13 protein-coding genes, 1 tRNA gene and 1 rRNA gene are annotated in these 14,497 nt (G+C 60.1%); 4 read left to right on the forward strand and 11 right to left on the reverse strand.

Annotated features, from left to right (window positions below):
• The 6 genes from H145_RS0113555 to H145_RS0113580 all read right to left on the reverse strand — a co-directional run.
• Positions 1–258, reverse strand: a 16S ribosomal RNA gene (locus H145_RS0113555); the annotation flags it as partial.
• Positions 259–1,034: 776 nt separating this feature from the next.
• Complete coding sequence (locus H145_RS0113560) at positions 1,035–1,775, reverse strand: DUF4476 domain-containing protein (protein ID WP_083937790.1); 741 nt, start codon at positions 1,773–1,775, stop codon at positions 1,035–1,037.
• Between the two features lie 146 nt (positions 1,776–1,921).
• Positions 1,922–3,853 carry an OmpA family protein gene (locus tag H145_RS0113565; RefSeq protein WP_157541565.1) on the reverse strand — a complete coding sequence of 644 codons (1,932 nt, stop codon included), beginning with the start codon at positions 3,851–3,853 and terminating at the stop codon, positions 1,922–1,924.
• A 120-nt stretch (positions 3,854–3,973) separates the two neighbouring features.
• Positions 3,974–4,459, reverse strand: a complete 486-nt coding sequence (locus H145_RS0113570; protein WP_019948703.1) for a hypothetical protein — start codon at positions 4,457–4,459, stop codon at positions 3,974–3,976.
• Between the two features lie 200 nt (positions 4,460–4,659).
• Positions 4,660–5,517 carry a (Fe-S)-binding protein gene (locus tag H145_RS0113575; RefSeq protein ID WP_019948704.1) on the reverse strand — a complete coding sequence of 286 codons (858 nt, stop codon included), beginning with the start codon at positions 5,515–5,517 and terminating at the stop codon, positions 4,660–4,662.
• Between the two features lie 211 nt (positions 5,518–5,728).
• Complete coding sequence (locus tag H145_RS0113580; protein ID WP_019948705.1) at positions 5,729–7,126, reverse strand: (Fe-S)-binding protein; 1,398 nt, start codon at positions 7,124–7,126, stop codon at positions 5,729–5,731.
• A gap of 182 nt (positions 7,127–7,308) precedes the next feature.
• On the opposite strand from H145_RS0113580, the gene H145_RS0113585 reads away from it, so the two are divergent.
• Positions 7,309–7,381: transfer RNA gene (locus tag H145_RS0113585), tRNA-Phe, on the forward strand.
• 36 nt (positions 7,382–7,417) lie between these two features.
• Here the strand turns inward: H145_RS0113585 and H145_RS22870 are convergent.
• The gene (locus H145_RS22870) at positions 7,418–8,626 is read right to left on the reverse strand and encodes a J domain-containing protein (protein WP_019948706.1); all 1,209 of its coding nucleotides are present in this window, start codon (positions 8,624–8,626) and stop codon (positions 7,418–7,420) included.
• A gap of 143 nt (positions 8,627–8,769) precedes the next feature.
• Here H145_RS22870 and H145_RS0113595 point away from each other — a divergent pair, with 143 nt between their 5' ends.
• The 3 genes from H145_RS0113595 to H145_RS0113605 are packed head-to-tail and all read left to right on the forward strand — an operon-like array spanning position 8,770 to position 10,650.
• On the forward strand, positions 8,770–9,156 hold the full coding sequence (locus H145_RS0113595; RefSeq protein WP_019948707.1) for a phage holin family protein: 387 nt from the start codon (positions 8,770–8,772) through the stop codon (positions 9,154–9,156).
• Positions 9,157–9,164: 8 nt separating this feature from the next.
• The gene (locus H145_RS0113600; RefSeq protein WP_019948708.1) at positions 9,165–9,911 is read left to right on the forward strand and encodes a hypothetical protein; all 747 of its coding nucleotides are present in this window, start codon (positions 9,165–9,167) and stop codon (positions 9,909–9,911) included.
• Positions 9,889–10,650, forward strand: a complete 762-nt coding sequence (locus H145_RS0113605) for a geranylgeranylglyceryl/heptaprenylglyceryl phosphate synthase (RefSeq protein WP_019948709.1) — start codon at positions 9,889–9,891, stop codon at positions 10,648–10,650. Before H145_RS0113600 ends, H145_RS0113605 begins: the two co-directional genes overlap by 23 nt.
• Positions 10,651–10,811: 161 nt before the next feature.
• Here the strand turns inward: H145_RS0113605 and H145_RS0113610 are convergent, their stop codons facing one another.
• The 4 genes from H145_RS0113610 to rfaE2 form a co-directional block, all read right to left on the reverse strand.
• Positions 10,812–11,735, reverse strand: a complete 924-nt coding sequence (locus tag H145_RS0113610) for a helix-turn-helix domain-containing protein (protein ID WP_026351513.1) — start codon at positions 11,733–11,735, stop codon at positions 10,812–10,814.
• Between the two features lie 159 nt (positions 11,736–11,894).
• A complete protein-coding gene (locus H145_RS0113615) occupies positions 11,895–13,034 on the reverse strand; it encodes an acyl-CoA dehydrogenase family protein (RefSeq protein ID WP_019948711.1) in 1,140 nt (379 codons plus the stop codon).
• 216 nt (positions 13,035–13,250) lie between these two features.
• A complete protein-coding gene (locus H145_RS0113620) occupies positions 13,251–13,943 on the reverse strand; it encodes a zinc metallopeptidase (RefSeq protein ID WP_019948712.1) in 693 nt (230 codons plus the stop codon).
• Between the two features lie 62 nt (positions 13,944–14,005).
• Entirely contained in the window at positions 14,006–14,497 is a 492-nt protein-coding gene (gene rfaE2 / locus H145_RS0113625; RefSeq protein WP_019948713.1) for a D-glycero-beta-D-manno-heptose 1-phosphate adenylyltransferase, read from the reverse strand.

Below are 14,497 nucleotides of genomic sequence, written 5' to 3' on the forward strand. Positions count from 1 at the left end.
GGGCCTTTACCCCGCCAACTAGCTAATGGCACGCAACCTCATCCTGAACCAATAAATCTTTACCAATTAAACGATGCCGTTCTGTTGGTTTATGCGGTATTAATCCGCCTTTCGGCGGGCTATCCCCCAGTTCAGGGCAGATTGGTTACGCGTTACGCACCCGTGCGCCACTAGTAGTACGAAGAACACCCGTTCGACTTGCATGTATTAGGCCTGCCGCTAGCGTTCATCCTGAGCCAGGATCAAACTCTCCATTGTAAGATTTCTCTACACTATGCCGAAGCACAGCTGATGTCAAGTGCTGATCCGACCCTTATGTTGCTCCTTCCCGAAAGAAAGAACTGATTCGCGTCACTCATTTTGCCTGTTGCGTTACCGCCGCAGGTCTTACCTATATTGTCTTTTCCAGTCATTCAAAGAACGTATGCATCACTCCCAATCGGAGTCTGCCGTGGGCCTCAGTAAGCGAGGCGGTGTTACTCTCATCCCCTTCCGATCGAAGCGGGCTGCAAAGGTACAACCGTTTCTGGTTGTGGCAAGCAAAAGAAGAAAACTTTTTTTCGAAGCGTTTCTTTTCCCGGTTGCCTTGTCCCCTTCCGGTTGAAGCGGGCTGCAAAGGTAAGCAGCTTTTCGCTTTCTGCAAGACCCAGGCAAGAAAAAGTTTTTCTCTTTTCGGCCTTCCTGCTAGCCTGTGCTGCCTTTTCAGGTGGCTTGGTTAGCAAGAGTGAAAGCGCTTCCGGTTGAAGCGGGGTGCAAAGGTAACTAAACCTTTTCGACTTCCGCAACTGTTCAAGGTAACTTTTTTTTCAAGCGGCTTTCCCGAGGGAGAACCTTACCCCGCCGCGTTCCGGTTGGGGATGCAAAAGTGGGGGTTTGGGGCGGAGGATGCAAACCTAGCGGGTAAAATACCCGTACAAGGCCCGCTTCAGCCCACACAATCAGCTACTTTCTTTTTGCGGGGCAAACGAAAAACGGCCTTCTTCCGCTTCTGTGCAGAACCAGGAAGAAGGCCGGCTAGCTTAGGAACCCGCTTTTCAACGCACCGAATCCACGTATTCCTGCACTTCGCGGATGCTGGAGGGGAATACCAAGGCGTCGTACACTAGGTAGAAGTTGTGTCGGTCGGCAATGTGGCTGTAGAGATACTTGGCGGTTTCGATGCGATTTTCGTCGAAAGATAGGGACTTGATCAGGCGCCGGGCATCCTGCGACTCGATAACCGTTTCGTGCAGGGCATCGCGCATAAGGGCCATCCGTGCATCATCAAAAGGCCGTTGCCTGACTGCCTGGAGCAGACTTTCCACCTCGGCAGGAGCCAACCGATGAAACGGCGCCGGGTAGCCGGGCGCTGGATACCCCGGGTTTTGGTAGCCCGGCGCGGGATAACCGTTATTTGGGTACGGGCCTTGGTTGGGGTACGATACTACCGGCGGGGCCAACGGCACGGTGCTTACCGTGCGCAATGCCGGCGGAAAGCCGTGCCGGGCAACCAGCACGAAGTTGGTTTCGAAGCCTTCGGCCAGAAAAATCTGGGTGCGGTAGGTATAACCCCGGCCCCGACCGGCGGGGATGTAGAAGTCGGCCCAGTGGTAGCCGGGGCGCAACTGCTCGAGGTAGACCTGGGGGCGGGCGCCGTGGGTAACGGGCTGCCCATCCAAAGACAGCCGGAAGGCCAGCCCCCGTTCGCCGGCAATGCTGGCCGTAACGGGGGCGGCTTGCACGGCGCCAATGGCCAGTAACAGGCAACCAAGCAGCAGGGGTAGGATTCGTTTCACGGAACAGAGGCATTAGGAGTACGTTTGGCTCTAAGCCAAGGACTGTGCCAAATGAGTGGCCCCTCTCCTACTGGTATCCACCCTAAGCACAACCGCCCGACCTGCTGAACGCAAGCCGGGCGGCTAACCTATATAGAGGAGCAACTCTACTGAGCGATTTTGGTTACTTTGAACTCGGTGCGGCGGTTGCGCTGGTACTGCTCTTCGGTTTTGGCATTGGGCACTACCGGGCGCGACTCGCCGTAGCCTTTGGCCGTAATGCGGCTGGGGTCTATGCCCTTGGAGATGATGTAATCGACGGCCGACTGGGCCCGGCGCTGCGAGAGGGCCTGGTTGTAAGCGTCTTTACCCCGCGAGTCGGTGTGCGAGCTGAGCTCGATGGTGATGCGCGGGTTGTCGTTGAGCGTCTCGACCAGCTTATCCAACTCCAGCGCCGCATCGGGCCGGATATTGGACTTATCGTAATCGTAGAAGATGTTATCCACCACAATGGCCTTGTTCTTCACGATTTTGGTGAGCGTGAGCGTCACGGGGATGCGCACTTCGTTCACGGGGTCGGGCAACAAATCCTGGGCGGGTTTGCGGCCGATGGTGGTGAGGGAATTGCGGGCCGTGAAGTAGCCGTCGCGGTTGGCCGTGAGGGAATAGGTTGCGGCGGCCGAATCGAGCTTGAACAGGAATTTGCCGTCGGGGCCGCTGGTGGTGCTTTGAAGCTGCTGGCCGTTGGTACCGAACAGGGTTACGGGCTGGTTGGAAACGGGCGTGGTGGTGCCGGTTTGGTTGTTGCGCTCCACTACAGTACCGTCGGCCACGAAGAAGACCAGCTTAATGGTGTTCTCGCGGAAGCGGTAGAGGTCGTCGGAGCCTTTGCCGCCGGCCCGGTTCGAGGAGAAAACGCCGCCCTCCCTGTCGAGGAAAAAGGGTGCGAAGTCGTCGCCGGGGCTGTTGATGGGGCTGCCCAGGTTCTGCACCTGGCCTTTATCGAGCTTGAAGATGTCGAGCTTGCCCAGGCCGGGGTGGCCATCGGAGGAAAAGTACAGCACACCTTCGGGCGAAATGGCCGGGAAGCTCTCGTTGCCCACCGTATTCACCTTATCACCCAGGTTTTCGGGGGCGGCGAAGCGGCCGGGGCCTTCCATGGTGGCCTTGTACAGGTCGCTGCCGCCGAAGCCGCCCTTGCGGGTGGAAGCGAAGTAGAGCGTCTGGCCATCGGCCGAGAAAACGGGCGAGAACTCGTCAGCGGTGCTACTGTTTACGCCCCGGATGATTTCGGGCTCGGTCCAGGCGTTTTCGCGGAAGTAGGAAATCCATAAATCCACGCTCAGCAGGCCTTTCTTGGAGCCGTCGTTGGAGCGGGCGAACACCAGCATCTTGCCATCGGGCGAGTACGTGGCACTGGCCTCGTGGCGGTTGGCCGAGTTGATGGCGGGTTCCAGCTTGCGCACGGTGCCGCCGGTCAGCTGCCGGTCGTCGGCAAAGCGCACGGCGTAGAGGTCATTGAAGCCTTCACCGTTGCCCGGGAACGGCTTGCCCTCGCGCCCAGAGGCAAACACCAGCTCTTTGGTATCGGGAATGCGGGTGGTGCCGAATTCCGAAGCGGGCGTGTTCAGCTCATCGAGCGGCATTACCGTGCTGTTGGTACGCATGGCCAGCAGGTCTTTTGAGGCCCGGGCGTTTTTGGCCTCGGCTTCGGCCTGGGCCGTGAGCGTGCGGTTGCTGCCCACATCGGCGTACTTGCTGAACTGCTCGGCGGCCTCCTCAAACTTGCCATTGGCCCGTAGCGCCAGGCCGTAGTAGTAGCCGGCATCGGCCTTGCGGGCGCCGCCGTCGATGGCCGCCTTATAATAGGGTTCCGCCTGCTCGACGCGGTTGGACAGGCGGTACGACTCGGCGATGCGGTAGTTGCCCTGGGCCACGTTTTTGCCCTTGGCTACCTCGGCCTTATATAAGGTGAGGGCCGACTCATATTCGCCGCGCTCGAACCGCTTATCGGCCTTGCTCAGCCCCCCGGTGGTAGCGCAGCCCGCCAGCAGGGTGGCCGAACCCACGGCAGTCCACATCAGAATAGCATTTCTCATAATAGCAGGCGAGGAAGAGAAGTCAGGTAGCAGGCGGCGGGGTTGGGCCCGCGCACGAATAATGCGGCTAAGATGCAAGTTTTCCGGCGGAAAAGTCGGTTTCAGCGCCCTAGCCGTTTGCTAAACGAAGTAGCGGGTCAGCCAGGTATCAGCGGCCGGCGCGGGCCAGCGCTCCAGCAGCTGCTGGCGCTGGCCGATGGTGTTGTCGAAATAGGGCGTTTCGGCCGAAAGCGTGCCCGCGGCAATGGCCGGGCCGAGCTGCTTGCGGTCGAGCAGCGTTACGTGGCCATCCACCCAAAAGGCCAGCTTGGCCTTTTCGAGCAGCTCCACACCAAGCTGCTGCTCCACGCGCTGCACGAAGCGCACCGAGGCATCAATGGAGCAGCCGCTGGCATCGGCCACGCCCTCATCGAGCCCGATTACCAGAAACTGGTTGTGCAGAATGACGGCCGAAGCGGCCAGCGTGCGGCCGTGACTGGTCCACTCGTCGGCAAATCGGTGCAGGGTGGGCTGCACTTCGGTTTGCTCCTCGGCGGTAAGCGGGCGGTTGGCCTGGTAAATCCAGATGCGGGCGTTGGGCGGCAGTTGCTCGAAGGGAACGTACATAATGCGGGATGTAACGCGAAGCTCCCGCTTCGCGGCCGTTGCTGATGTTGCGACGATATTGTTCAACGATACGCGAAGCAAAGGCTTCGCGCTACTTACAAAGAAACAGCCCCGGCCGGAAGTTCCGGGCGGGGCTGTTTTTGGGGCCAGCTTCCTGCATCAAAAGCTTGCGGCTTGAAGCTGGCAGCTTACGGCTCAGATTACGCGTTCAGGCCTTCGGCGGAGGCAATCAGCTCGGCTAGGTCGAACACCTGCACGTCCTGCTCGCGCTCCTTGTTTTTCACGCCGTCAGCCATCATGGTCATGCAGAACGGGCAGGCCACGGCAATAACGCTGCCGCCGGCGGCTTTGGCCGGCGCGGGGTCGGCGGGGGCATTGCTTTGCACGCCGCGCAGGTTGTCGAGCACGGCGGCATTACCATCGAGGGTGGCCAGGGCTTCCTCAGTGCGCTCGATGTTGACTTCTTTGTTGCCGGGCTCGGCGTCTTTCCACATCTGGGCTCCGCCGGCACCGCAGCACAGGCCGTTGGTTTTGCAGCGCTTCATCTCCACCAAATCGGCGTCGAGCACCTCCAGCACGGCCCGCGGAGCCTCGTAGATGTTGTTGGCGCGGCCCAGGTAGCAGGAGTCGTGAAACGTGATGCGGCGGCCCTTGAACGACTCGCCGCCCTCGGCCTTCACCTTGCCCTCGTTGATGAGCTGCTGCAAGAAGCTGCTGTGGTGCATCACCTCATACTCGCCGCCCAAAGCCGGGTACTCGTTCTTGATGGTGTTGAAGCAGTGCGGGCAGGCCGTCACCACTTTCTTGATGCCGTAGCCGTTGAGCGTGGCAATGTTGGTCATGGCCTGCATCTGAAACAGGAACTCGTTGCCGGCGCGTTTGGCCGGGTCGCCGGTGCAGCTTTCCTCCATGCCCAGCACGGCGTAATTCACGCCCACGTGGTCGAGGATGCGCACGAAGGCGCGGGTCACGCGCTTGTACCGGTCGTCGAAGGCGCCGGCGCAGCCCACCCAGAACAGGATTTCAGGACTTTCGCCCCGGGCCGCCAAATCGGCCATTACGGGTACAGAAACAGGACGTTTGGCAGTCAGTTCGGCCATTATGTTGGAGGTGCTAGAAGCTAATAGTTAGGAGAATTCTTGTCATCCTGAGCATGTTGCGCTTAGAGCAAGGACGAAGGACCTATACAGAAGCTAACATCTGAGATTAGTATTGCTGTCCAGGTCCTTCGTCCTTGCTCTAAGCGCAACATGCTAAGGATGACAGGGTTTAGGCTTGCACCGTACCCTTTTCAGCCACGAACAGGTCGTCGGCCCAGTTGAAGCGGTCGGAGGGCGAGAAGGCCCACGGCGCGCCGTTGTTTTCGATGTTGCTGAACATGGCGTTCAGCGCGTTCGGCGCGGCCGACTCTTCGAGCACCAGGAAGCGGCGCATCTCTACAATGCTTTCCAGCGGGTTGATGTTCACGGGGCAGGCCTCGACGCAGGCGTTGCAGGTGGTGCAGGCCCACAGCTCCTCGGGCGTTACGTAGCCGCGCAGCAGCGTATGGTTTTCCTTGTCGAGCTGCTCCTGGGGGTCGTGCTTGGCGGCGGCGCCGTATAGGGCCGGGCTGAAAATGAGCGGCGCGTTGTACTTCTCCTCCATCCGGTCGCGCGTGTCCATGATGATTTTGCGGGGCGACAGGAGCTTGCCGGTGATGTTGGCCGGGCACACCGAGGTGCAGCGGCCGCACTCGGTGCAGGAGTAAGCGTTGAGCAGGTTGGTCCAGGCCAAATCGTTCACGTCTTTGGCGCCGAAGGGGGCGGGCGCTACCGCCGAGCCGTCGGGGTTGGTGGCCGGGGCCGGCACCGGGTAGCTCGGGTCCATCATCGACTTCACCTCGTGCATGATGCTCTCCACGTTCGAAAACTGCCCCTGCGGAATCAGCCGCGAGAAGAATACGTTCGGGAAAGCCAGGATGATGTGGAAGTGCTTGCTGCTGGGCAAATAGTTCAGAAACAGCAGAATACCCACAATGTGTGCCCACCAGCCCACGCGCTCCAGCATGTGCAGCGCCGGCACGCTGTCGGGCAGCAGGCCGGTCAGGAACTGGCTGACGGGAAAGGCGCCCGGCATGGTCAGGTTCTGGAGTTGGTGTGCCTTCAGGTCGGCGGTGTTCATCAGGAACAGCGCCACCATCAGCACCACCTCCACATACAGAATGATGTTGCCATCCATTTTGGGCCAGGCCCGCATTTCGGGCCCCGTGAAGCGCTTTACCACGTTCACGTTGCGGCGCCACCAGAAGGCCGTAACGGCCACAATCACCAGCGCGCCCAGAATTTCGTTGATGCCGGTGAGGGCCGAGTAGGCCGGGCCGGCGAACTGCAGGAAGCGGTGGGTACCGAACAGGCCGTCCACCATAATCTCAATCACCTCAATGTTGATGACGATGAAGCCCACGTACACAATCAGGTGCAGGAAGGCCGGCGTCAGGCGCTTGAACATTTTCTGCTGACCGAAGGCCACGAGCAGCGTTTTCCAGAGCCGCTCCTGCACGTGGCCGCTCATGTCCCGGTCGCGTCCCTGCAGCACGTTGGCCCGGATGCGGCTGGCCTGCCAGGCAAACAGGCCGAAACCTGCCAGCGCCACCAGCAGAAAGATGATGTTTTGAATGGAGAAATGCACAGGAAAGGGTAAGTTTGGTGGTTGGAGCCGAAATATACTCGGTATGCATAACAAGTTACCTATTTCAGACCGGATAGTTTAGGCGGAACAACATTTTTTTCGCCTTGGGCTTGCAGGTTGAAAATGCTTTACTACTTTTGTGCTCCCCAACGGCCAGAACGGCCTACCGGGAACCACGAGCTGGTAATGTAGCTCAGTTGGTAGAGCACAGCACTGAAAATGCTGGTGTCGTTGGTTCGATTCCAATCATTACCACAAAAAAGCCCGATTCTGCCTCAGAATCGGGCTTTTTTATTTAACGGCCGCGGTACTGGTGACCCCGCCCCCGCTATTACCGGCCGGAGAAGCAACCCGGGCCGCGCCTACGCAGGTTGTATCGCGGGCGGCGCGGGCAAAGCTGTAGCCTTGCAACACGGCGCGTTGCAGCAGGTCGCAGGCGCGGGGCGCGTCGTGCTGCTGCTGGGCCACGCGCGCCAGCAGGAAGTATAGCTGCCCGCTGCGGGGCGTGATGTCGAGCACGGCCCAGTAGTCGTTCTGGGCCTGCTCGTAGCGCTTCAGCTTGTAGTAGGCCAGCCCCCGGAACGTGAGCAGCTGCCCCCGCAGCCGCGAGGCCGCCGGGGCATGGCGCAGGCCGGCCGACAGCGTGCGGGCTGCCTGCCCGAACTCTTCCCGCTGAAACAGCTCCACCTCGCCCTGCCGCAGCCAGGCCCGCGCCAGGGTGCTGTCGAGGGCCAGGGCCTGCTGGTAGGCCTGCGCGGCGGGTACCGGGCGGCCAAGCGCGGCTTCGCACTGGCCCAGGCGCTGCCACAGTTGGCCCCGCAGCGCGGCGGGGGCGTCGGGCAGGGCGGCGCGCAGGTCGGCGCGGGCGGCGGCGTAGTCGTGCAGGCCGAGCTGGGCCGCCTCGGCACGGCGCCGCAGGGCCGGGTTGTAATCGGGCCGGAAGTGCAGCGCATCGGTGAAGTAGCTGTGCGCCCCGGCCCAGTTACCGGCCACGTAGGCCTGCAGCCCCCGCGTGTAGTTGCGCGTGCCCGACACATAATCCATCGTAATCTTCACCGAAGCCAGAAACAGCGCCAGCCCCAGCCCCAGCAGGGCCGTAAGCCAGTAGTCGCGCCGCGTGAACCTGGCCTTGCGGCGCGGAATGGAGCGGTAGTGCCGCTCGTGGGCGCCGGCGGGCCGGCGGGTGCGCAGCGGCGGGGCCGGCGCGGGCATGGGCGCCCCATAAATGTGCTGGCCCTGCTGCCGGAAGTGCTGCTGCCGCCGGGCTTCATCGAGGCGGCGGGCTTCGGTGCGCAGCTGCTGGTCGTAGTGGGCGCGGCGGGCCGTGTGGCCCAGCACCCGGTAGGCGGCAGCCACGGCCTTGAACAGCTCTTCGTAGAGCGTGTTACCGCCGTGCTTATCGGGGTGATAGAGCACCGCCAAACGCCTGTAGGCCAGCCGGATGTCGCGCGGCGTGGCCGTTGCCGGAACGCCCAGTACTTGGTAATGATTCTGGCTCAAAGCAGGACAGTGGAGCGTAAAAATAAACCAATTTCAGACACGCCGCCGCCTTTTCCGTATGCAACGACTACCCTATAACCGGTAGCGGCGCCAACTGCCGCCGTCGGACTCTGTAACATTGTTCCCCCGCAAAAGTCTCCCCTATGGGCCTGTTCTCCACTGAAGAAGACGCTTCCAAAACGCCCCAGAACGATAGTCTGGTGGGTAATCTGAAGGGCTACCTCGATACCCGCCTCGATTTGGTGCGGCTGGAGGTGCAGGAAAAAGCCAAGCATATTTTTGTGAGTGCCGCCCACGGCATTACGCTGGCCTTTATCGGTCTGTTCTTTTTCCTGTTTCTGAACCTGTTTATAGCCTTCCTGCTGAATGATGCGCTCGACAGCCCGTTCTGGGGGTTTGGCATCGTGGCCGGCTTCTACCTAGTTTTGCTGATTATTTTCATCGTGGGGGTCGATAAAAAGGCCTTCCAGGCGCTGGCGGATAAGACGCTGGACAACACGATTTATAATTCCGACAAACGCCAAGCCTAATCCGACCGATGACTGAATTGCATAACCCCCTGTTTGAGGACGAAAAAGAGTTTCTGGAGCGCCAGAAGCTGGAATACGAGCGGGCCCTGATGGGCGACGTGCAGGAAATCAAGGAGAAAACCCTGCAGGTTGGCAAGTACGCCGCCATCGGGGCCGGTGTATTGGGCGGTATCTGGCTGGTATCGAAAGCTTTTGGCGGTTCGAAATCGGGCAAGAAAGAACAGAAGCAGCTCAAGGCCGCCGATAAGAAAGGCACGCGCCAGCTGAAAGCCGATTCGCGCCGCCCGCTGGCTTCCACTACCGTCGATACGGCTGTGGCCGACGATTTGGGCTTCGGGGGCCGGCGGCTGCGGCCCAGCATGCCAGCCAGCCAGGGCGCTACTGCAGAGGCCGACCCCTTCCAGCCCGCCACCGACTACAACGCCATGGGCAGCGCCAACAGCCTCGTGCCCCGGCAGCAGCCGCCGCACCGCGATGAGCCGCAGACTGACCACGCTACGCATCAGCCAAACGCCTCGTCGATAGTGGCCGCCACGTTCCATGCCTTTATGCAGTCGGATACGGGCAAGATGCTGGTAGCCCAGGCTACGGCCGTGGCCCTGGCCTTCGTGGCCAAGAAGGCCGGCGACTACTTGCCAATCCTTAAAAATGCCGATCTTGCGCATTCGGATGAGCCGCGCCGCGAGCCGGAAACCCGGGATATCGAGTTTACCCTTCACCACGACGACGCGGATGCGCCCAGCCAGCCTGCATGATACGCTTAGCCAATACCGCCAATTAGGGCGCAAGTCGCTGGCCGTTCTGCTGGACCCCGACAACATTGATGAGCCCGGCTGTCAGCGCCTGCTGGAACTGGGTCAGCAACACCGAATAGATTACTTTTTTGTGGGTGGCAGTCTGGTGCTGAGTTCGCACCAGGCTGCCCTCATTCGCTTTATCAAGAGCCGCACCAGCACGCCGGTGCTGCTTTTCCCCAGCCACAGCCTGCACCTCGACCCGCAGGCCGACGGCATTCTGCTTTTGTCGCTGATTTCGGGTCGTAACCCCGAGTTTCTGATTGGCCAGCACGTAATTGCGGCCCCACGGCTGCGCGAAAGCGGCCTCCAGATTCTGCCCACCGGCTATCTGCTGGTGGATAGCGGCCGCCAGACCACGGCCAGCTACATGAGCGGCACCACGCCCCTGCCCCACGATAAGCCCGGTATTGCCGCCTGCACCGCCATGGCCGGCGAGCAGTTGGGCCTGCGCCTTATTTACCTTGATGGCGGCAGCGGCGCCCTGTACCCCGTCAGCCCGGCCATGATCCGGGCCGTGCGCGCGGCCGTCGACCTGCCCATCATCGTAGGTGGCGGCCTCAACAGCGCCGAAAAAGCCCGCGCTGCCCTGCAGGCCGGTGCCGATGTTATTGTAGTGGGCAACCACATCGAGCAGAACCCGGAGTTTCTGGCGGAGGTAGCCGCCGTCATCACAGACCACGGATTAGCCCGGATTTAAACGGATTGCACGGATTTTGTGGACGGGCCCTTTACGCGTTCTTCAGGCACTTACTTCGTCATTGGACCTTTTGTAAAAGCAAAAAGCCACCTCGTTGGAGGTGGCTTTTTTAATCGGCTACAAAATCCGTGCAATCTGTTTAAATCCCTGCTAATCCGTGGTCAGATGTTCATGGCCGACTCGCGGCGGCGCATTTTGCCGGCTGGGATGCCGAACATCATCTTGAAGCGGCGGCAGAAATAGGCGGTGTCCTTGTAGCCAACCTCCTTACCGATGTCGCGGATGCTCTTTTTGGTGGTGCGGAGCAGGAACACGGCGCGCTCCATACGCTGATACTCGATATAGTCCTGGGGGTTGATGCCGGTGAGCATCTTGAAGTACTGGCCCACATAGTCCTCGCTCACGTTGGCCACGCCCGAGAGCACCTTGTTCGACAGGTCGCCGCCGATGTTCTCCTTGATGTAGTTGAACAGGTCGATGAGGCGCGGGTCCTTGAAATAGGTGCTGTTGGTGGCCAGCTGCTCCACAAACATCTTGTTCTTGAGGATGTATCGCACGATTTCCACCACAATGTTCTCGGTGTAAATCGTGATGAGCCGCTCGCGACCGGGCAGCTCCTGCAGGCTTTCTTCCACCACCTTAATGATGAGGTTGGCCAGCTTGGAGTTGCCGGTGATGAGGAAGGCCGGCACATCGAGCGAGGCGAAGAAGTTCACCGAGTCGAACACCTTGGCCTCGAAGCTCACGAACGAGTGGCTTTCCTCGGCGTCGCCAATCAGGTCGAGGTCGGAGTTGGAGTGGAAAAACTTATCCTTATTGGTGATAAGGTCGTCGTTGGTGATGCTCTTGCTGGATTCGGGGCCGTAGGTGACTTTGGTGGCGCGGCCGCCGGGGATAAAGAGCATTTCGCCTTCTTCCACCGCATGGCTCTCGTCGCCGAAGGAAATGTGGCCTTTATGGAGCAGAATCAGGTTGTTGCCAACGTCGTAGGAGTTGCGCACCGTAAAGGGCTGCTGCAGCACCAGATTCTTTGCTTTGATGTACCGGACACCCAAAGACTCTATTACTTTATTATAATCTTCCATCGGTAAGCAGGACAGGAAAGTGGGTAGAGGTCAACCGGGAAATGGTACCCGATGTTTAGCTAATGCAAAATAACATATAAAAATTCACAAAAACACAAAACCCAGTCAATTACTGACTGGGTTTTGTGCAATCGTTCTGAATAATAGGCAATTCTGAGCCTATTTGAGAATTTCCCTAGAGATTACAATTTTCTGAATCTCGGAAGTACCCTCATAAATCTGGGTGATTTTGGCGTCGCGCATCATGCGCTCCACGTGGTATTCCTTCACGAAACCATAGCCGCCGTGAATTTGCACAGCCTCCACGGCCGTGTCCATGGCCACCTTCGAGGCGAAGAGCTTGGCCATTGCGCCAGACTTGGCGTAGTCCTGGTGGGCATCCTTATCGTGGGCCGACTGCAGGCACAGCAGACGGGCCGCGTCGATGTTGGTAGCCATGTCGGCCAGCTTGAACTGAATGGCTTGGTGCTGGGAAATCGGCACGCCGAAAGCCTTGCGCTCCTGGGCGTACTTGAGCGACAATTCGTAGGCGCCCGAGGCAATGCCCAAGGCCTGCGAGGCAATACCGATACGGCCGCCGGCCAGCACCTGCATGGCGAACTTGAAGCCGAAGCCGTCGTCGCCGATGCGGTTTTCCTTGGGCACTTTCACATCGGTGAACATCAGCGAGCAGGTGTCGGAGCCACGGATGCCGAGCTTGTTTTCCTTGGGGCCGGTTACGAAACCGTCCATGCCCTTCTCCACGATGAGCACGTTGATGCCGCGGTGCTTGGCCTCAGGGTTGGTTTGGGCTACCACAAGGTACACCGAGGCAGTGGTGCCGTTGGTAATCCAGTTTTTGGTGCCGTTGAGCAGGTAATGGTCGCCTTTGTCCTCGGCAGTGGTGCGCTGCATGGTGGCATCGGAGCCGGCTTCGGGCTCAGAAAGGGCAAAGGCGCCGATGATTTCGCCGGAGGTGAGGCCGGGCAGGTACTTGCGCTTCTGCTCCTCGGTGCCGTACTTCTCCAAGCCCCAGCACACCAGCGAGTTGTTCACGCTCATGATAACCGAGCACGAGGCATCCACCTTGCTGATTTCCTCCATGGCCAGCACGTAGCTCACGGTGTCCATGCCACCGCCGCCGTACTCAGGGCTCACCATCATGCCCATGAAGCCCAGCTCGCCCATCTTCTTGATTTGCTCAGTCGGGAATTTTTGGTGCTCGTCGCGCTCAATTACGCCGGCCCACAGCTCGTTCTGGGCAAATTCGCGGGCGGCAGCCTGTACGGCCAGTTGTTCTTCAGTAAGCTGGAAATCCATGCAATAAGTGGGTGGGGTGGGAAAAATCAGATAACTAAGCCGGCGCGAACAGGCCGCGGGCGGACAAAATTACGCAATCGGGCGTTGGGCAGTGGCGTACTAACACAAAACCGGGCTAAAGAGTTGGCCGCGACCCAAAAGCGCCCGGAATTTGCACTAAAAAAGCCGCTTCCGGCAAGGCAGAAGCGGCTTTCTTTGGTGATGAGCTGCGCCGGATTAGTTGTTGCGGCGGCCGCCCAGAAACAGACTCACATAGTAGAGCAGCGTAGCCAGCGAGCTGAGCGCCGCAACCACGTAGGTCATAGCGGCCCACCACAGCGCGTCTTTGGCCATAGCGTGCTCCTGCGGGGTTACAATACCCCGGCGGTCAATCCAGGCCAGCGCCCGCTTCGAGGCGTCGAACTCGACGGGCAGCGTTACGAAGGAGAAGAGCGTGGTGAGCGAAAACAGCACGATACCGATGCCCAGCGGCACCTTGGTCGTCTGCATCATCAGAATACCGGCCAGCAGAATCCAGGGCATAAAGCGCGACACCGAGCCTAGCGCCGGCACCATGGCCGAGCGGAATTTGAGCATACTATAGGCCGTGGCGTGCTGCACGGCGTGGCCGCACTCGTGGGCGGCTACGGCGGCGGCAGCGGCGCTCCGCTCCGAGTACACGGCCTCGCTCAGGTTCACGGTTTTGTCGGCCGGGTTGTAGTGGTCGGTCAGGCGGCCTTCGGTGCTGATGACACGCACATCGGTAATGCCGTTGTCGGCCAGCATCAACTCGGCAATCTGCTTGCCCGAAAGGCCATTCTGGAGGCCGACCTGGGAATACTTTTCGAATTTGCTTTTGAGGCGGTGCTGAATGATCCAGCTAGCCACCATGGCCAGCAACACAATGATGTAGGCGGGAGAGAGAATCATAAGGCAGGGAAATCGGGTATGCTGGTTGAACAAGGCGCGGCCGGATTTCGTGCCGGCCGGCGCTAAGGTGTCTGGCTGATGCGCTCGACGATGCGGGTGGTGCTGTAGCCCGGCACCAGCGGCACCGTGAGCACCCGGCCGCCGCGGGCCAGCACCGTTTCGTGGCCCACAATCTGACTGATGGCGTAATCGTCGCCTTTCACCAGAATATCGGGCTGCACGGCTTCAATGAGGGCCAGCGGGGTTTGCTCGTCGAAGAGCGTCACGGCATCCACAAACAAAAGGGAGGCCAGAATGCGGGCACGTGACACTTCGTCCTGCAAGGGCCGGCCGGGCTTGAGGCGGCTGACGGAGGCGTCGGTGTTCAGGCCCACCACCAGCCGCTGGCCCAGGTGCCGGGCCTTTTCGAGGTAATCGACGTGGCCCAGGTGCAGCAAATCGAAGCAGCCGTTAGTGAACACCACCTGCTCGCCGGCCGCCTGCCAGCCCGCCACGGCAGCCACTAAGGCTTCGCGGCTCAGGATTTTATCTTTCGACCACATGAGTTCGTACAT

Source organism: Hymenobacter aerophilus DSM 13606 (assembly GCF_000382225.1).
GTDB classification, from domain to species: domain Bacteria; phylum Bacteroidota; class Bacteroidia; order Cytophagales; family Hymenobacteraceae; genus Hymenobacter; species Hymenobacter aerophilus.